Origin of the sequence: Calothrix sp. CCY 0018 (genome assembly GCF_963920925.1) — a bacterium.
Lineage (GTDB): Bacteria > Cyanobacteriota > Cyanobacteriia > Cyanobacteriales > Nostocaceae > Rivularia.
The window spans coordinates 99,357-118,924 of sequence record NZ_CAWUDI010000023.1 but is presented as its reverse complement, the minus strand read 5'-3'; the positions used below and the strand labels follow the sequence as shown (position 1 = coordinate 118,924).

The following is a 19,568-nucleotide window of genomic DNA, read 5'->3' as shown; positions in this document are numbered from 1 at the left end:
ATTTACATTTAGCAATTTGACTTATCAGCAGTATCGTCGGCATCGTCGGCATCGTCGGCATCATCGGTATCAACTTTAAGACGTTCGCAGAAATCACCAAAATTCGTACCATTGGAAATATCTGTTGTAATTTCCATTAGAGGAGTTTGAACGGATCTTAAGCCGGTTCCCCCGGTAAATGTTGATTGTTTTTCGGTATCCTCATCCTTTAAGGCTTTTAACTCCGTAACCCTATTGCTGTCAAAAGCATCTGCTCTGTAAACACGCACTCCGAGACTGTAGCCATCTTCGGGATCGATAGAACTCTTGCTATACCGAAATGACTGAACAATCATGTCTTTGGAGCTATTTATAGTACAGCTACCATCTGTATCGCCGTCTATGCAGTATAAGTTTTCATCGGGTGAAGTACAGTAACTGTTAGCCGTACAGGTCAAAGTACCTTGCTCAGGAGCATCGTATTGACTAAAGTCGTAACTTTCTAATTGTTCTTCAGTTTGGTTATCAGGTAATGTCGGAGGCGTAACAGTGCCCGTTCTTACACCATCTATATAACTTTGGCTGGCATCTGCTGCTAATTCTATTCGTCTTGCTTGTACGCGAGTCGCGACAGATAAGACAATGGTGGGCGCGATCGCCGTCATTAAAATCCCGACTACAATTATCGCTACGAGCGACTCAATGATAGTAAAACCTGAGTTACTTGATGCGAATACGTGCTGTCTTTTTAAATGAATCATTTGCACAATGAAATTATTCTGACTAGTTAACTAAACTCGAATTGAGAAGATTATTGGCATTGAGAAGGACGTTGATTTTGCGGAATAGCGTATTCTTTATCAGAACCATACTTGGTTGAAGGTGCCGTACCATATTCAGCAGGCTTTGCTTGGGATTCGGCAGCACATAATAATGTTGATACCCAACTATCATCCCGACTAACTTCTCTGTAAAATTCGCTTGGTTCGCCACTTGGCGGTGCAGTGAAGCGCTGAGAGAACAAGTCAGGTAGCTGAGTTAGCAAAGCGACATCAAAACCCCAGGCACGATTGGCTGGCTGAACGTAGAAGGGTGTTCTACCGAAGGTTTCTTCACCATGTTTGTTCACAGTAGTCCGATATATTTGGGGGTATCCTAAAATAGTTCCACCCGTAGAAAAACCAAGTGTTTTACTTCCTCCATAAGTAGCAATGATTGGGTACCAAGGTGCCGTTGCGTAAGAACTTCGTTTGTATTGAATGAAGGAACCACTAGCTTTGTGTGTTTGACCTGTCCATTTCTCTAGGTAGCGGACAAAGTTTTCTAAACCTCCATTTGATTCGCTCGGACGCGCTGGAGTATCTCCTTGAGCAAACACTAGATTGGTTTGTGTTTCGTTAGTTCCAGAAGGGTTTGTTGCATTTTGTACCCAATTATTATCTCGACCTTGTATGTCGTCATCATTATCAGATAAGAAGGCTGAATGTCTGCCATCTGGAGCTTCTCTGAAGGGGTACTGAATTTGCAACACTGGTGTTAATAAAGGTTGGTTAGAACTGGTCTCGGTAAGGCTGTCAAGATTTTCAACCCATAAAGGATATTTGTAGCCGTAATTTTGAACGCTTTCAGTACTACTTGTATAATTTCTTGTCTTAAACCATAAAGCTCTAGGATGAAGCCTGGGTCTGTTACTATCCTGGAATTTGTTCAATTTAACCAGACTAGTGCCACTCGAAGGAGTACCAATCTCCAATTTACCTGTATTTTGACTGTGCATTCGATAGTATTTCACCTGCCCAGCATCATCGGCAGTTGAATTAGCGGGGCTATCAGTTCCACTAATTCCCAGAACAATTGGAACCTTTCCAAGACCATCGCTATTATTCTCATCCAAAATTAAGTTGCCCGTAGTATCGCGGAGAAATGCAACTCGACGGGGGAAGCCTCTATCAGCTGCATTTAAAGCAGGTCTGGCAGTAGTGCCCGCTCCAAGCGTAGTAATGGCATTGCCTTCTTGTATGCGATTTGTCCCAGCATTTACAGCTTTAAAATTCCAATTAACAACGCCGCCAGTTGCAGAACCAACACTCCAATCTTCTGGTTTACAAGCAGAAACTGTAGGCTTACGACAAATTTCCATTACATACTCTGGAAATGAAGCCCGTCGCTGAATCGGGGTAACAAAGTTATTGAAGTAAGAACTTTGGATCGGTACAGGTGTGGCATCTAATGTTGAGGGGAAACCGAAGACCGGAGGTGAAGCGTTTGTAGGATTATCTCGCCAAGGGAAACTAGTAACAAAGTCATTATCCCAGAAGCCATTTAGCCTGCGAGCTACTACGCTTGGTATATTTCTTTCAGTAATGTCTACAGAAATATCAGTTTTATCACCATCATTATTAAGATCGACACCAAGAATAACTTCGCTTAATGTACTTATGGTAGTGTCAGTAGTATCGCCATCACCATTCAAATCGAGTTTAAGAAGGTTTTCATTTAGGGTTACTTGTTGCGTATTGTCAATCCCGTTAACGCCGTCCACATCATAGCCTAGAGGTGCGTAACCCCAATTGTCTCTCAAACCATAGTCACCTTCATTGCGGAAACCTTCTTGGAAGCCTCCTGACAACACAGTAATTGCGTCAGCAAGAACTGTCGCAGGTCGCCATTTTTCACCAGCAACGCAACCAGTAAATTGATTCTCACGACAGGCAAAGTTTGAATTTAAAGTATTACTAGTGCGTTGGTAAAAGTCACTCCAATCACTAGCTAATGTATCAGTGAATTCTTCATGCTCGTGCTTATTGAAGTCACCTTTAATATATACGGGTAAATTACTTACTAAAATTAAACCTTTTTCTTCTGGTTGGTTTCGATTGTCACTGGTACGATTTAATTCTTCGCCGTTAATTAGCATAATTCCATTAGGACGGCGAGTTGGGTCTAACTTAAAGTCTGTGGCGCTTGTTGCAATTTTATCGTCATTATCGTTTGGATCATCATCATCGCTCAAGTCTGGTAATGCATCATCGCGAGTTGCGTAGATAATTCCACTATTAGGTAAAAGGAACTCAGTAGTACTATAATCTGTAGTGCCAATTTCTGTGTTTTTCAACTGCCCCAAATCTAAAACAGTGGCACGAATTTCTAAAGGCTGACGCAGTTCTACATCTAAGTTATAAGTTGTCTCAGAAGTAGTTCCAAGCCTGTCAAGCGCCTTGACTTGTCTTGCATCTAAGAAAGCAGTTTCTCTAATTGCACCATGAGGAATAACAGGGGTTGTTTGAACGTTAAGAGAGCCATCCCTAATTTGCAATCCACAAATTGCCGAATCAAGTGCAGACTTTTCAGCTAGGGTAAGGTTGCCATCACCTTTGTCTAAGGCTTTCTTTAATTGTTTATGTACTAAACGTCCGCTAGGGTATTTTAAAGAAGCTAGATAAGCTAAGGTATTTGTATAACTAGATTTACCCAGAGTCGGAGCATCATAAACTATACCGTTATTAGAAAGACCATCGTCATCTGTATTCCAAGGAATTGTTTTACTTTTATAAGTTGCGGCATTTTGTGCAGTAGTCTCATTAGTAGGATTGTAGTACGAACTCACGCAGGCGATGGGTGTTTGCGGATTGGTGCTTGCAGTTTTTGGATTGTAATGACTGCTTTGGAAATGATAAACCGCCGTAGCTCGCATTTGTAGGTAAGGTGTTTGGTCATGAGGTAGACCTTTGATAGTGGGGTCAAGTCCTGTACTTAATATTGACTCGGTAACACCCATTGGCATACTATCTGGCCAAACAATCTTTTGAGTATTGGTAAAACTGCTATCGCTAGCGTAATCATTAGGTAAATAAATACCTGCACCCGTGACTACACGCAACCCACCAACTACATCTAAAGCATCTGCTGGATATATTGCTGCGCTTTCTTCCCAGAATTGATCGCGACCTGTTGCTCCAAGGTCGTCTAACTGAGATATTTGAGGAAAGCGTTTGCGCGTACCGCCATCATCCCATACCTTTCCTTGAATTTCCTGACCAGCTTGTTCTTGACTGACAAACTTGTTCCCATCCCACCACATTTGCGGTAGGTTGTTACCGACTAAAACTCTATCTCCAAGTAATGTTTCTGCACCTTGCGGCTCTGGAAAATCAGTTTTTTTAGCTGGCAGATTAATTTTGCCGCTTGTTCCTGATTTTAAAGGTAGTTCGGCATATCCACCTTCTTCTTTACCATCATCAGGATCGAATGGGAAAACCCACTCTTCTGGCGGTCGCATCGAGTCGCCACTAGTGCCTCCTAATACATTGGATGCGTTGTAACTACCAAAAACTTCCGTATCATCATCAGAATTTGCAAAACTCACTTCGGCATAAGGAACGCGCCGAGTACGCTTTCTAAAGTAACTTCTTAATAATGCTTTTTTCTCAACCGTAGCATCTTTAGCCTGAGCTATTCGCTCATCAAGCTCCTTTTCCAATTCTGTAGGAAGAGAACTCTTAGGAAGTGCTGCTGCCGCATCAACTAGAAGTTGAATTCGCTTTTCATAAGCTCTACTGTTATAAGCAACTAGGTTCCCTCCATTTTCATTAATAGATTTACTACTACCTTTAATCTCTTCTTGTGCTGGACTAGCGGTAGGACTAGCAGTCATTTGGCTAAATAAATCTACTTTTACAGGATCTTTGTCGCTAGTTTCGGAAGCACGAGCATTTGCAACATTGCCTCCAACTACAATTTTGCTGTTTCTTTCATTAAAGTAACAAGAATCCGGACTGCTAACTAAGAAAAATCGTATAGGACCTGTATCCGATCTTCTTGCAGTAAGCAAATTAGAATTAGTCATAATCCGCCCGTTTAAATTAATTCCACCACCAGGAGAAATTTCTAAATCATCATCATATACTACGGCATTATTAGTTAATGAACGACGTTCTCTGTCTTGCTGATACTCTAAAGCTGCAAAGCCTTTATTGCCTTTGAAGGTTTCATATAGCTTTTGACTTGTATCGGTTGTATTGAGACCTGCTGTATCAGTAATTGGTATGGTAGTTGTATAGACAAAAAGACTTCTTTTAAGAACATCACCATTTTGATACCAACCTTGAGTACCAACTAATTGGGCGCTAGTATTATTACCGCGATCGCAAGCCCCACCGCCTCTAGTTTCGTTCATAGGAGGCGTTCTAGCTTCTAAAGGGCTTCTTGCTCTGGTTGGGTTTCCATTCGTTTGAGGAGGGTTTCTGAACTGAATACTATATAATGTGTAGCTATCAAATTTACCGTTATTATCAGTATCAACTGGATATTTCCAAGCAGTTTTTAGATTTTCATCATCAGCATAGTTTGATGTATTTATTTGAGGGGTACCATCTCCATTAACATCATCAAAAAGCGTTAACTGCGTCTCATCACCAAAGGTAAATTCACTAACTTTATCTGAAATAATTTGCTTAAGCGAAAAATCATTAGGAGTCGAACGAGGTAATCTAGGGTCATTAAATAATCTATCAATCTTCGCCCTAGCCCTATCAATAGCCGGAGTCGCAGCATTCAAAACTGCCTGATTCACCCTGACATTACTCGCATTCTTAGAACGCTCAAACGACCTAAACAAAATTGCGATCGTCAGCAACACAACTACCAGCGAAACCATCGCCACCGTTGGTAAAACAAAACCAGCATTAACCCACTCCGGTCGCTTTTTAGTAACTATGAAACTTCGTAAAAGCCATAAACTTTGTTCCTTAACAGTAGATGGAGACTTAGGTTGAAACCGTTGGTAAAAGTTTTGAATTGCCCTGACTAACTTACGATTTTTCGACATAGCTACTTTCCTATCAAGATTTTTAATGCGAGTTTTTAAATGAAATTAGTTTTAAACTTGTTAAATATGCCTATCATTCTATTAGGCAAATATGAGGATTTTAATTACTCTCCATTGCATTAACAAAATAGTTACTGTAAGGACTTATTGAAAAAAGATGATATAGAAACATTGCCAACCTAAATAATTTTTGGTTGACAGCCGACAAGATCATAAAGTTTCATAAATCAAACAAAAGTGCTATTTAGATTTTGTAAATTTTTTATGTTTATCCGGTCAAAAAAAGTATTATCTGAATTATTTAATTTATAGCCGACGTATAAAAATAAAGCCATAGCTTCATAGGATTTTTGCGGATTTTTTACAGTATTTAGTGTTAGCTCAACACAACTTTATGAAGTTGCGATTAGCCGACTAAAGTTATAGTACCCACTTGGAACGGTAAAGTTATCAGCCAGAGAAAAAATATTGTGGAGACGGGGAAGAGGGGGGAGAAAAGAACTTATGAAATTGATAACTTGTGCCATTGTCGTTAAGCGCAAACACCCGCCTTGGAATCAATTTCAAGGCTGATATACAAAGTACGTTAAAACGCACTAAAATCACCTCAAAAGCTTTACCCAGTCTGATTTATCAGACTTTATATATAAGCCTGGGAATTTATTCCAAGGCGGTGTTGAGAATGGTGCTAGATGTGAGTTTTAACGTACTTTGTATATTAATATTAGCCGCTTAATTTATTCCAAGGCGATTGTGAGGGCTAATTGAAATTGGTGCAAGTCAGATGGTGCGTGACGCTACAAGCCTTATAACCACATCGAAAATTTATAAAAGCGTCACACACTAGGGTGTTGATTCTGTACTTTTTTAGGCGTAAAAAATCAGGCAAAAAATTTGTTGGTGCTTAAGACAATGCCCTCTCCCCCTTCCCCTCTCCCAAGCTTGGGAGAGGGGTGCCCGTAAGGGCGGGGTGAGGGATGGGGGTATGAAAGAAAAAGGGATAAACTTTATCAAAGTCAACAGCTTAGTCACACACCCTACAAGAATCTACAAAAATAAATATAAAAAACAAAGCCCACATATATAAAATTGGTGGGCTTAATATCTTGATGGATTGGAAAGGCAATATTTGAATTATCTGTAATCCCAATTTGTGAAAACTTATGCAATTGAAAGGAGAAAAGTAGTGTTCCAAACCCCCTCGATCCCCCCACCCCCCCTTTCTAAAAGGGGGGCTTTTTGTAAGTAATTCAAATTTACATACGATTGAGATTGATTCCAGCTTCTTTAGCCATTGCATCCAAACCTTTCTTTTCCAAAGTTTTGATTGCTTTAGTAGAAATCTTCAGTCTCACCCAGCGATTACCTTCAGCCCACCAAACCCGCTTGCTTTGCAGGTTAGCTTGCTGAAGTTTCTTTGTACGACGGTGAGAGTGAGAAACCGCATAACCGTTATTCGCTTTTTTTCCAGTCAGTTGACATCTACGCGCCATATTGAAGAATCTCCTATTTTTTAACGTAATTTTCTATTTTATAAGAATTCAGCTTGATTTCTGAATAAGTCGTGTGGGAAGGGAGTAGGGAGTAGGGAGTAGGGAGATGGGGAGATGGGGAGACAAGGGGACAAGGGGAAATTTCAACTTCCCAACTCCTAACTCATAACTATAGGGCTTTTCGTTTAAGTGCAATACACTTCGGGAACCTCACCCCCTTCCCCTCTCCTTAATAAGGAGAGGGGTGCCGTAGGCGGGGTGAGGTTAAGACGGTGTTCTATCCAACTGAAAACTGCTATATTCCCCGTGCCCAATTACCAATTACCAATTCCCAATTACCAATTCCCTATTTCGCTGCTTGTTGTGTCAGCTTAGTAAGTACTTCGTTAGAACGCTCTACGAAGGATTTCATTCCGTCTGCGTCGAAGCCTTTTTGGGACATTAGGGCTAAGTCGTAAACGTGTTGACAAATTGAGTTTACTAATTCGCCGTTGGGGGATTGTCCGCCATCTTGAATGATACTACCTTGGTTGAGATTTTCCAGGTTTTGGATCAGTGGATGGGCTGTATTAACTAATAATACGTGTTCTTCAGGAAATTCTACGTTTTGCTGCTGCATCATGGCGTTCATTTCTCGCAAGCGACGCAGTATTTCTGGTAAAAGCACCATTGCTGGTGGTGTTCCTTGGGGGTTGTCGGATTTTAAAGCTTCTGTACGAATGTTGAGTTTGGGTTTGTTGAGGGCTTTTTCAAAGATTTCTTTGATTGTGTCTGCTCTGGTTTTATTGGTTGTTGGATCTACTATTTCGCTGGATTTATCTTTATCTAGCAGGGTGTTATCTAAGTCGGAGTCTACGCGAGTGAATTTGACTTCGTTGTATTCGCGTTCGAGGAAGTTGATAAAGTGGGTGTCGATGAAGGAGTCTAAATATAAGACTTCTAAGCCTTGATTCTTATGTAATTCTACGTAAGCTGCTTGTGATGCTGCATCGGTACAGTAAAAGACGCGGTTTTCGTGACTTTCTTTGTTGCGCTCTAAATACTCTTTGATGGTTACGTAGGGCAAGTTAGCTTTTTTCGCAGTTTCGGCATTTTCTCCCTCACTATCAGGAGTAACATCTTGCCAAGCGTCCCCTTCCTGGGACTGTACTTCTACTGCTGGAGTTTCTGCTACTTCTGTTGCCGCTCCAGTATTTTCCGAATCTTTGCTTGTACGGAAAACTACGATATCTTCAACTTGCTTTTGGAACTTTTCATCGTTCATAACCCCGAATTTAACGAAGGTTGCTAAATCCTTCCAGGCATAAATATACTGCTCGCGGTCGTCGCGGTACAGTTGTTTGAGCCTGTCGCCGACTTTCTTAGCAACGTAATCGCCGATTCTTTTGACTGTGCGATCGCCTTGTAATGCACTACGGGATACGTTCAGGGGAATGTCGGTACTATCGATTACACCCCGCATTGGTAATAAAAATTGAGGAATGATTTCTTCGCAGTTGTCGCTAACAAATACTTGGTTGCAAAATAGTTTGGTTTGTCCTTTGCTAACGTCAACATCGGGTTTTAACTTAGGAAAGTAAAGAATACCGTTGATGATGAAGGGATAATCGGTATTCAAATGTACCCATAACAAAGGTTCTTCCTCGAAAGGATACAGGTAGCGGTAAAACTCCATGTAATCTTCTTTTGTCAAATTACTGGCAGATTCACGCCACGGTGCTTTTTGTCGATTTAATACCTCATCGTCAAGTTTGATGGGTACCGGCATAAAGTCGCAGTAAGTCTTGACAAGATTCTTGACTCGTGCTTCTTCGACAAATTCTTCTTCCTCTTCCATGAGGTGAAGAGTAATAGTAGTACCGCGAGTTGTGCGAGATGATTCTTCTAAAGTGAATTTTGGGGAACCATCGCAACTCCAGTGAACTGGCTCCGCGCCTTCTTTGTAAGATAAAGTATCGATTTCAACGTGCTTCGCCACCATGAAGGAAGAGTAGAAACCGAGTCCAAAATGACCGATAATTGGACGATCGGATTCACCTTGGTATTTCTGAACGAATTCTTCAGCGCTAGAGAAAGCAACCTGGTTGATATACTTCTTAACTTCCTCTACAGTCATACCGATGCCATTATCGGTAATAGAAAGAGTTTTCTTATCCTTATCTACAGCAAGTACAATTTCCGGCTCGCCGGTTTCGCCGGAGAATTCCCCAGAGCGAGCTACCATTTGCAGCTTTTGGATAGCATCAACGGCGTTTGATACAAGTTCCCGTAAAAAGATTTGATGATCTGAGTAAAGAGACTTTTTGATAATCGGGAAAATATTCTCAGTATGGATACTGATGGTACCTTGTTCTAACATAATTTAATCGCAGCAAATACGAATATTCTAATGATTATTTGGGTAATAAAACCCTAACACCCCACTTTACCTGACAAGGTAAGCAGGGTTATTATCAATCTGGATTTTAAATGCTGGACGAATAAATTGCACTTGATTTGCTGGATTGTTTGCCCTATAAAGGTGATGCGGATTTCCCTACCATACGAAAAGCCCCCCTTAAAAAGGGGGGTTGGGGGGATCTGAATCTGCGGAGTTACTAGTTAATTACTTATTACAGCTGCTTTTTTCAACTGACTGACTCGCCGAAACAGTTGGGGAAAGAGAATTTTCACTGCTGCAATTATTATCACTCGTTGATTTTTCGCGATCGCAGGATTATTTTTAATCCAATTCCACCAAAAATAAACCGCAGTAAGAGTTTGAGTTTGTTTGGGTGGTGCTTCAATCGCTTTAAAAGTCAGATATTGATATAAATGTGAAAGACTTTGTTTTTTCAAATGCTGTAATTTCTCGGCTTTGGGATAACTGAAAGCACATTCAATTACTTTTAAAGATGCAGCTTCTTGTCTTTTCAGATTGGTAGACATTGAAGTTGTTGATATTCGATATAAAATTTGTGGTTTTTCTACACAAACAAATTCGTAATTAGCCGCAAGACGCAACCACATATCTTTATCTTCTGCTGCGGGAAGTGATTCATCAAAACTACCAATTTCTAAAGCTTTTTTGCAAATTAAAGGGTTAGAACCATTTTCTATAAAGTTAGTTATTAGAAGTTTGCTAAAAACATCACCGTTAGCTTTTATTCTTCTACCCGATTTAATAAATTTACTCGATTCATCAATATAATCAGTCCAGCTATAAGCAACAGCAGCCTCTTGATTTGACTGTAAAGCTTGCCATTGCAATTCAAGTTTATCAGGTGTCCATAAATCATCGGCATCTATAAAAGAAATATATTCCCCCTTCGCACGATCTATTCCTCGATTGCGACTTGCGGATAAACCAGCATTTGGATACGAAAATACTTTGATGCGGGAATCGGATATATTTTTGATAGTTTCTAAAGTTGCATCTGTAGAACCATCATTAATTATAATTATTTCTATATTTTGAAAGGTTTGATTTAATATTGAATTGATTGTTTCTTCAATAGTTTTTTCTCCGTTGAATACGGGGACTATTACGGAAATAGACATTTTATCGAATTCCTTTATTTCTTAAGGTTCGTAGTTGCGCTTCAGCGCTTCATCTCAGCAGTATTTTTAGTGTCGCGATACAGCAAATAGTGCATTATTTTTTTTCCTCCTAAGATGATAAAATGAGGCGCTAAAGCGCTACTACGAACTAAGATCAAGTTTTTTATCATAGCCTAGCAAACTATTTTAATTGTCGCGACACAGCTAAATGAGTGCATTCAATTTCTCGTTCATGAGGCGCTGAAGCGCTACTACGAGCTAAGATTAAGTTGTTTTTTCGTATCCTAAGAAAGTACTGGTATTTGATAAGCGAGGCAGCTTGTCAAATACCGTACTTGCCCAATTAGGAGGTAAAATTACCATTGCTATCAGTTTCAAAATAGCTTTAAAAATTATTGGTTTAAATAAAAGACTTATATCTGTTTTAATCGCAGTAAATAAAAATCTAGCCGCAACCACACTTTGCTGTTTTCCTGGTGGTGCTGCGAGAACTTTATAGCAAAGATATTTATAAAGGTTTCCGATTGCGATAGGTTTAAGATGTTGTAATGACTTGGCTTTTTCACGATTAAAAGCACGTTGAATAACTTCTAAATTTGATTTTTCCAGTCCTATTACATTCGATGACATGGACTGTTGTTGAATTCGATATAATATTTGTACTTGAGGTACGCAAATAAAGTTAGTTATGGCTGATAATTTCAACCACATATCTGTATCTTGAGCGTTAGTTAATAATTCATCAAAACCACCAACTTCTATCAAAATATCTTTACGAATCATCACGTTAGAACCGTTACCGATAAAATCATCTAATAAGAATTTAGAATAAACATCTCCGTTCCAATTAACGTGAGAAGTTTTACGAAGAAACTTCCCATTTTCATCTATACAATTTGTCCAGCTATAAGTAATTCCAGCTTGGTAATTTGATTGTAAGGCTGTATATTGTGCTGCTAATTTATCAGTTGTCCATAAATCATCGGCATCTAAAAAAGTAATATAATCACCAGTTGCGTGCTTGAATCCGCGATTTCTATTGACTGCTACATTAGCTTTAGGATAAGAAAAAACTTTAATTCTCTCATCTTTGATTTGAGAAATTATTGAAAGTGTTTTGTCTGTAGAATCTGCATTGATAATAATTAATTCAAAATTAGTAAAAGTTTGATTTAAGATTGATTCAATAGTTTCTTGAATTGTTTTATCTGCATTATACGCCGGTATAATTACGGATATAAAATTTTTGAACATATCAATTATATTGATGATAATAATTGATATGCTAAACTTGCATTTCTATAAATAACCTCAGTATAATTTCGTGAAATTAGAGATTCGTATTCGCCATAAATAAAAAGGACTAATTAAAGTTGCTAACAACCGTTCCATTTCACAAGCAGCAGCAATATCCCGATCTAAAACTTTTCTATAACGAAGAAAATGCAATGCAATTTTACGAAAATCGTTTATTAAATAAGCACAAAAAGCAAAAGGTCTTTGCCACCAATCAAGCATTAACATTCTTAAATGGAAGCGTCCTAAACCAATAATTCGCATTAAGCCTCGGAGATATTTTTCATCTAATCGCGATGATGGAATTATATGTTCAATTTCCATCTCGGGGTTATACCAAATTTCCCATCCGGCTCTATGAATATATAATAATGCTTCAGCATCTTGTCCGGTAGGCATCCAGCGTTTTTTAGTTCTACCGATTAATAACAATTTCGCTGGAACGTATTTCTTCCAAACATCCCGACGTACCACTAATCCCGCACCAGGGGGAAGTCCTTTTTTGCGAGGCTCATAGATCAAAGGTTCCGAACCGCGATCGACTAAAGCTAAATAAAAAGTAATATCCTTAAGTTCTTCCGGAGGATTGGTTTCAAAAATACCGTGAATTTTACTGCTAAAAGCACCAGCTTTGGGATGTTCTTGAGCAAATTTACAAGCTGAATTCACCCAATTTGCAAACGGTAAATTATCATCATCAATAAAACCAACTAATTCACCTTTTGCTTCATTCATAGCCCGCTGTCTGGCAAAAGATATACCTTGTTCCCGTTCAAAACAATATTTTAAAGGTACGTTTTGCAGCCAATTTTCTTGATACTCTTGAACAATTTTTGCGGTACCGTCTATGCTGTTATTGTCAACTACAAGAACTTCCCAATTGATATGTTCTGTATTTACCTGTTCTTTTAATTTATCCAATACCCTGAGTAAACGATTTTCTCCGTTGTAAGTGGGGATAGCAACGGTTAAGTTTACAGCTGTATTCATGTTTAAAAGTAGTTTCTATAGCTTACCGAGATTATTATTCCCAGTTCGGTGTAAAAACTCACAGGTTGGATGATATTTGTAAAACCTAAATCTTGGAAGCCCTCACGAGGCGAAGAGTGGGGCTAAAAAATTACGAATAAAAAGATGTTCATAGTTGCGCTGTACTAGCTTCCGACAAGAGGCGCTGAAGCGCAACTACGAACCCTATGATTTAACCACGTTACCCTTCCGCCGATTCCACCAATTGCACGGTAGTTGTAGCTGCCGATACTTTGACAACGGCTTTTTTGCTAAAGGTTAACCCGGTTTTACCTCTGTCAATTACGATTGTGTCACCGGCTATGAAGGTGTTTTCTAAAATCTTGGTGGCAAGGGGGTTTTCGATTTCTCGCTGAATTGCTCGCTTAATTGGACGAGCGCCATACATTGGATCGTAACCAATTTCTACTAGTTTCTCGCAGGCTGCTGAGGTGATTTCTACAGAGATTTTTTGATCTGATAATAGGGTTTCTACCCGTTTTAGCTGAATGCGAGCAATATCTCCCATTTGCTTTCTACCTAAAGCATGGAAAATAATTAAATCGTCGATGCGGTTGACGAATTCGGGGCGGAAGTGTTTTCGCAATGTTTGCATAACTCTATTCCGCATTTTTTCGTACTGCGAATCATCGCCGGATATATCTAAAATATGTTCGCTACCGATATTACTCGTCATCACAATGACGCTGTTACGAAAGTCTACAAGCCTTCCTTGAGAATCAGTAATTCTACCGTCATCTAAAACTTGCAGCAATATATTAAATACATCTGGATGAGCTTTTTCTACTTCGTCGAGCAATATCACCGAATAAGGACGACGGCGCACTGCTTCGGAAAGTTGACCGCCTTCTTCAAAACCAACGTAACCCGGTGGCGCTCCTACTAAACGGGATACAGAATGCTTTTCCATGTATTCCGACATATCCAAACGCACCATAGCGTCTTCGGAATCGAACATGAATTTTGCTAAAGCCCGCGCCAATTCTGTTTTACCAACACCCGTAGGTCCCATGAATAAAAACGAACCAATAGGGCGTTGTGGATCTTTCATTCCCGCACGAGCGCGACGAATCGCGGCAGAAACTGCCGATACTGCTTCATCTTGTCCGATAACTCGCTTATGAAGATGATCTTCTAACTGCAATAACTTTTGTCTTTCCGACTCTAACAGGCTATTTATGGGAATTCCCGTCCATTTCGCCACAATTTCGGCAATATCGTCTTCCGTCACCTGCTCTCTGAGCAAACTTACGCCTTTACTTTGAACTTCTAAAAGTTTGGCTTCCTTAACTTCGCGATCGCGCTGTACTCCTTCTAATTTCCCATACTTCAGTTGCGCTGCCGTGTTAAGGTCGTAAGCACGTTCGGCTTGCTCAATTTGCACTCTCAGCTTCTCTTCTTCTTGCTTCAAGGCGCTGATTTCTTCTAATACGTGCTTTTCACCCTGCCACTGGGCGTTAAATTCTTCTTGTCTTCCCGTCAAATCGTCAATTTCCTGCTCGATTAGCCCTAAGCGCTGCTGTGTCTGTAATGTGGCTTTTTCTTCCCCCGCTAAAGACAGCTTTTCCATTTCAAGCTGCATCAACCGCCGTTCAATATTTTCTAATTCCGCAGGTTTGGAAGTAATTTCCATTTTCAACTGCGCTGCTGCTTCATCTACTAAATCAATGGCTTTATCTGGTAAAAAACGGTCGGAAATGTAACGTGCTGACAGTGTAGCGGCTGCAACTAAAGCCGAATCGGAAATTTTCACGTTGTGGTGAACTTCATAACGTTCCTTAAGTCCCCGCAAAATAGAAATCGTATTTTCTACGCTGGGTTGGGTAACTAAAACCTGTTGAAAACGTCTTTCCAAAGCCGGATCTTTTTCAATATACTTCCGGTATTCATCCAAAGTTGTAGCACCAATACAGCGCAATTCACCGCGAGCTAACATCGGCTTGAGTAAATTACCGGCATCCATCGAACCTTGCTGTCCCGAACCGGCACCTACTACCGTATGTAGCTCATCAATAAACAAAACTATTTGACCGGCGGACTCAGTAACTTCGCGGAGAACAGCTTTTAATCTATCTTCAAACTCACCGCGATATTTAGCGCCAGCAATCAAACTACCCATATCCAAACCAATGATTTGCCGGTTCTTCAGCGACTCCGGAACATCACCATTAATAATTCGTTGAGCCAAAGCTTCGGCGATCGCCGTTTTTCCAACTCCAGGTTCGCCAATTAATACGGGATTATTTTTACTTCGACGAGATAACACCTGAATCACGCGGCGAATTTCATCATCTCGTCCAATTACGGGGTCAAGTTTACCAGCTTTTGCTTGCTCGGTTAAATCTCTACCAAATTTTTCTAAAGCTTCATAGCGAGATTCGGGATTTTGGTCAGTTACCTTTTGTTTACCCCGCACATTTTTAATCGCAGTTTCTAAATCTTCACTAGTAGCATTTAAACTTCTAAATATTTTTCTACCAATACGTTCCTCTTCAGCAAAAGCCACCAAAAGATGCTCCACACTAATGTAAGCATCATTCATACTATCCTTAGCATCTTGGGCACCATCAAGCATCCGATCAAGACCTTTGCCCAGGTATAATTGGTCGCTTCTACCGACCTTCGGCTGACGGCGAGTAAAATCTTCAAGCATCTGCTGTAACTGCTCAATCTCTACCCCAGCGCGACTTAGAACCTTATGAGCCAGCCCATTATCTTGTTCCAAAAGAGCCAGCATCAAATGTTCTACATCTAACTGCTGTTGATTGTAAGCACGGACAATATCCTGAGATTTAACAATTGCTTCCCAGGCTTTATCAGTAAATTTATCTGGATCTGTAGGCTGCATATTAAGAATTTTAGATTTTAGATTTTATAAAGATTGATAGTTGATAGTTGTTAGTTGATGATCCACAGCCTACCCTACGCGAACACCTTACGGTGAAAGTTGATAGTTGATAGTTTATAACCACTAACCACTAACTACTAACCACTAAGCATTCATAATTTAAAACGAAAACGTTGACCTTAACGTAGTTTGCCAAATAGTACCTCGATCGCTGTCGTTGTCGGGGTTAATTACTAAAGAAATTACGGGAGTAAAGCTGAGATTATCGCTTAATCGTAAATTATAAAATGTCTCGAAGTTAGTTTGAGTAGCGTTTCCCACACCATCGGTAACAAAAGGTTGTCCAATTGCGACACCGGCAATGGTACCGGGAATGCCAATGTTACGCAAACCAACACCTAATGTCCAGCTAACGGGTTTTAAATCTAAATTTTGATTTACAGCAGTATTAAATCCTTGATAATCACCGATTCCCAAACGACCAAAAATTCCCGTATTGCGGTTGAGGGCATATTCGGCATTTACGCCATAAGCATTAATATCGGTGTCGTCAATTTCAGCATTTGTATATTGCAGTTTTAAAGTTAGTTTATCGCTAAAAGTATATTCTAATTCAGCGCTGGCTTGATGTGGGTCGCCGAAAAAACCTTTATCATCCAAGTTAGAATCGGCATCCCCAGCAATATAAAGCGAACGAAAAGCCAGTTTACTATTTTTAGGTTTCCAAACAACAGCAGCCCCAGCACCACCATTGCGATCGATGCGATTTTGGACAATCAAAGGATTATTTAGAAAAATTCCCGAACTAAAATCAGTAGCTTCATTATTAGCATAGCGATTACCGTCGATAAAATCTCGCGGTGACATTTTCGCTCCTACAGTTACCGCAAAATCCGACGAAGGGCGTAAAGTATAATGCAAACGCCTGAGTTTAACATCATCTTCCACGTCAGTAAAATCCAGTCCCCCAGCATTGGCAAAAATACCATCGCTTCCCAGTAAATTAGCATCTTCCTTTTGAGCTAAACCAACAGCATCACCACCATTGTTACCAGATTCCAACTGAGTAATCAGCAAATCTTTTTGACTAAAACTAGTTTCAAAAGTCAATCTAGTTCGAGAAACCACCGTAAAATTAGCGTTTCTACCATCCGTTAAACCAACAATTTGCTGTCCTTTTAACTTAGTAGTAGTAGAAAACTGATTCGCTTGTAACTCCGAAGAACGAGATTCTATATCATTTACGCGGGTTCGTAAATCCTGCAAAGCTTGACTGTATTCTTTTTGCAAACGTTGCAAAGTTATTCTATCTTGCAGAATATTCGCGTTACCAACAGAACCAGCAATAGCATCTTCCACCTTATCCAAAGTAGCAGCTAACAGTGCAGCAAACTCATAACGAGTAACAGCGCGATTTCCCCTAAAAGTCCCATCTGGTAAACCCAGCTTTAGGTCATATTTTTCGATCAAAGACTTCAAAGCTTGATAAGCCCAATCAGTTGGTTTTACATCGGATAGTTCGTCTACCGAGGTTGATTGGGAGAGTAGAGAGGGGGGAGAGAGGGTAGAGGGGGTAGCAATTAAATTAATATTCTCCTTGTCCCCTTGTCCCCTTGTCTCCTTGTCCCCTTTTCCTGTAAAAGCTGCTTCTGAGGGAAGACAAAGCTGGCTGAAAATTCCATAGCCAACTAAAGCCGCTAACAGCTTTGGAGAACAAATTATTTGCTTGAAAGACTGCTTCACGCTCAACTCCATCACACCTACAGTATTAAGTATAATTCTTGACTTTGGGATAATTCTTTTGTTTCTGACTCGATCAAGATAAAATCATTAGAAATTCAATTCAACAAGATCGGAAGACAAGAAAAAACACGTAAATCTTGCTGCATTAAAAATTCCCAACTTCCAACTCTTAACTCTTAACTCCTCACTTCTAACTCTTAACTAATCTCAAATCTCCGCTTATATAGTCGCGTAAACATCTATTCTATAGTGGCGTAAACCTCTATTCTAACGGTGGGAGTTACGACTCCTAATTTCACACAAAGTAGTTATAACTCATTCATACAAAGGAACTGAACAGATGATGGATACTTCTATCGAAGCGATTGTTGCTCGCGAGATTCTTGATTCACGCGGTAGACCTACTATTGAAGCTGAAGTACATTTGGTAAACGGCGTGGTGGGATTGGCGCAGGTTCCCAGTGGCGCTTCTACAGGTACTTTTGAAGCTCACGAGTTGCGCGATGGCGACAAAAGCCGTTATGGCGGTAAAGGTGTTCTCAAAGCGGTGCAAAACGTCAATGAAACTTTGGCTCCCAAGCTGTTAGATATGGATGCTCTCAACCAAGAACAGCTTGATAAAACCATGATTGACCTCGATGGTTCTCAGAATAAGTCTAATTTGGGTGCTAATGCGATTTTAGGTATCTCCTTAGCTGCTGCAAAGGCAAGTGCTGAAACTTTGGGACTTCCCCTATACCGTTATTTAGGTGGCCCTTTAGCGAATTTATTGCCCGTACCGTTGATGAACGTAATTAACGGTGGCGCACACGCTGCAAATAACGTTGATTTCCAAGAATTCATGATTGTTCCCATCGGCGCACCTTCCTTCCGCGAAGCATTGCGCTGGGGTGCCGAAGTGTTCGCTACCTTGAGCCAAGTTTTGGATGAGAAAGGAGTATTAACAGGAGTTGGTGACGAAGGTGGTTTTGCTCCCAACTTGGAATCTAACGAAGTAGCTTTAAAGTTATTAGTTGCTGCAATTGAAAAAGCTGGTTACAAGCCAGGAGAACAAGTTGCTTTAGCTTTAGATGTGGCAGCCAGCGAATTTTACAAAGATGGACAATACGTTTACGACGGTAAACCTCATTCTCCGGCAGAATTCATTGATTACATGGCACAACTTGTAGATGAATATCCCATCATCTCAATTGAAGATGGTTTGCACGAAGAAGACTGGGAAAGTTGGCAGTTACTCACCGAAAAATTGGGTTCTAAAGTCCAGTTAGTTGGCGATGACTTATTTGTTACCAACGCCGAACGCTTGCAAAAAGGTATCGAGCAAAAATCAGCTAACTCCATTTTGATTAAACTCAATCAAATTGGTTCTTTGACTGAAACCTTGCAAACCATCGATTTAGCAACTCGTAACGGTTTTCGCTCCGTAATCAGCCACCGCTCCGGCGAAACCGAAGACACCACAATTGCCGATTTAGCAGTAGCTACAAGAGCCGGACAAATTAAAACAGGTTCCTTGTGTCGTAGCGAACGTGTTGCTAAATATAATCGGTTGTTGAGAATTGAAGATGAGTTAGGAGACGCTGCCGTTTATGCAGGTACCGTAGGAATGGGACCTAAGTAGAAAGTTAGGAGTTAGGAGTTAGGAGTTTTAGAAACCTGGTTTTTTGGAAAGCCGGGTTTCTTTGTAGATTGGGTTAGGCGCACGATGAATTATGATTTTCAACGATAAATTTATCTTTTTCGCCGTAACCTAACATTGATGATTTGGGGAATTGGGAATTGGGAATTGAGGTATTAAAAAGAATTAAAAATA

Annotated in this window: 10 protein-coding genes; 1 reads left to right on the top strand and 9 read right to left on the bottom strand. The window is 40.2% G+C overall.

Going from position 1 to position 19,568, the window contains the following annotated elements:
* Positions 1-8 precede the first annotated feature (8 nt).
* From hpsB to ACM03V_RS17775, 9 genes are all read right to left on the bottom strand, one after another.
* Complete coding sequence (hpsB, locus tag ACM03V_RS17815) at positions 9-740, bottom strand: hormogonium polysaccharide secretion pseudopilin HpsB (protein ID WP_414622134.1); 732 nt, start codon at positions 738-740, stop codon at positions 9-11.
* Positions 741-790: 50 nt separating this feature from the next.
* On the bottom strand, positions 791-5,806 hold the full coding sequence (hpsA, locus tag ACM03V_RS17810; protein WP_414622133.1) for a hormogonium polysaccharide biosynthesis protein HpsA: 5,016 nt from the start codon (positions 5,804-5,806) through the stop codon (positions 791-793).
* A 1,256-nt stretch (positions 5,807-7,062) separates the two neighbouring features.
* Positions 7,063-7,299: a 50S ribosomal protein L28 gene (gene rpmB / locus ACM03V_RS17805; RefSeq protein ID WP_414622132.1), complete on the bottom strand. Its 237-nt coding sequence runs from the start codon at positions 7,297-7,299 to the stop codon at positions 7,063-7,065.
* A 346-nt stretch (positions 7,300-7,645) separates the two neighbouring features.
* A complete protein-coding gene (htpG, locus tag ACM03V_RS17800; protein WP_414622131.1) occupies positions 7,646-9,658 on the bottom strand; it encodes a molecular chaperone HtpG in 2,013 nt (670 codons plus the stop codon).
* Between the two features lie 242 nt (positions 9,659-9,900).
* Positions 9,901-10,839: a glycosyltransferase gene (locus tag ACM03V_RS17795; protein ID WP_414622130.1), complete on the bottom strand. Its 939-nt coding sequence runs from the start codon at positions 10,837-10,839 to the stop codon at positions 9,901-9,903.
* A gap of 264 nt (positions 10,840-11,103) precedes the next feature.
* Positions 11,104-12,093, bottom strand: a complete 990-nt coding sequence (locus ACM03V_RS17790; protein ID WP_414622129.1) for a glycosyltransferase — start codon at positions 12,091-12,093, stop codon at positions 11,104-11,106.
* A gap of 57 nt (positions 12,094-12,150) precedes the next feature.
* A complete protein-coding gene (gene hpsE, locus ACM03V_RS17785; protein WP_414622128.1) occupies positions 12,151-13,125 on the bottom strand; it encodes a hormogonium polysaccharide biosynthesis glycosyltransferase HpsE in 975 nt (324 codons plus the stop codon).
* 220 nt (positions 13,126-13,345) lie between these two features.
* Positions 13,346-16,012: an ATP-dependent chaperone ClpB gene (clpB, locus tag ACM03V_RS17780; RefSeq protein ID WP_414622127.1), complete on the bottom strand. Its 2,667-nt coding sequence runs from the start codon at positions 16,010-16,012 to the stop codon at positions 13,346-13,348.
* Between the two features lie 159 nt (positions 16,013-16,171).
* Positions 16,172-17,767, bottom strand: a complete 1,596-nt coding sequence (locus tag ACM03V_RS17775; RefSeq protein ID WP_414622145.1) for an iron uptake porin — start codon at positions 17,765-17,767, stop codon at positions 16,172-16,174.
* Between the two features lie 328 nt (positions 17,768-18,095).
* Between ACM03V_RS17775 and eno the strand changes: the two genes are divergently transcribed.
* Positions 18,096-19,376 carry a phosphopyruvate hydratase gene (eno, locus tag ACM03V_RS17770; RefSeq protein WP_414622126.1) on the top strand — a complete coding sequence of 427 codons (1,281 nt, stop codon included), beginning with the start codon at positions 18,096-18,098 and terminating at the stop codon, positions 19,374-19,376.
* Positions 19,377-19,568: the final 192 nt, after the last annotated feature.

What these genes read in the sequence shown, in the direction of transcription:
- hpsB (WP_414622134.1), bottom strand. Translation starts at nt 740, where the DNA reads ATGATTCATTTAAAAAGACAGCACGTATTCGCATCAAGTAACTCAGGT.
- hpsA (WP_414622133.1), bottom strand. Translation starts at nt 5,806, where the DNA reads ATGTCGAAAAATCGTAAGTTAGTCAGGGCAATTCAAAACTTTTACCAA.
- rpmB (WP_414622132.1), bottom strand. Translation starts at nt 7,299, where the DNA reads ATGGCGCGTAGATGTCAACTGACTGGAAAAAAAGCGAATAACGGTTAT.
- htpG (WP_414622131.1), bottom strand. Translation starts at nt 9,658, where the DNA reads ATGTTAGAACAAGGTACCATCAGTATCCATACTGAGAATATTTTCCCG.
- ACM03V_RS17795 (WP_414622130.1), bottom strand. Translation starts at nt 10,839, where the DNA reads ATGTCTATTTCCGTAATAGTCCCCGTATTCAACGGAGAAAAAACTATT.
- ACM03V_RS17790 (WP_414622129.1), bottom strand. Translation starts at nt 12,093, where the DNA reads ATGTTCAAAAATTTTATATCCGTAATTATACCGGCGTATAATGCAGAT.
- hpsE (WP_414622128.1), bottom strand. Translation starts at nt 13,125, where the DNA reads ATGAATACAGCTGTAAACTTAACCGTTGCTATCCCCACTTACAACGGA.
- clpB (WP_414622127.1), bottom strand. Translation starts at nt 16,012, where the DNA reads ATGCAGCCTACAGATCCAGATAAATTTACTGATAAAGCCTGGGAAGCA.
- ACM03V_RS17775 (WP_414622145.1), bottom strand. Translation starts at nt 17,767, where the DNA reads ATGGAGTTGAGCGTGAAGCAGTCTTTCAAGCAAATAATTTGTTCTCCA.
- eno (WP_414622126.1), top strand. Translation starts at nt 18,096, where the DNA reads ATGATGGATACTTCTATCGAAGCGATTGTTGCTCGCGAGATTCTTGAT.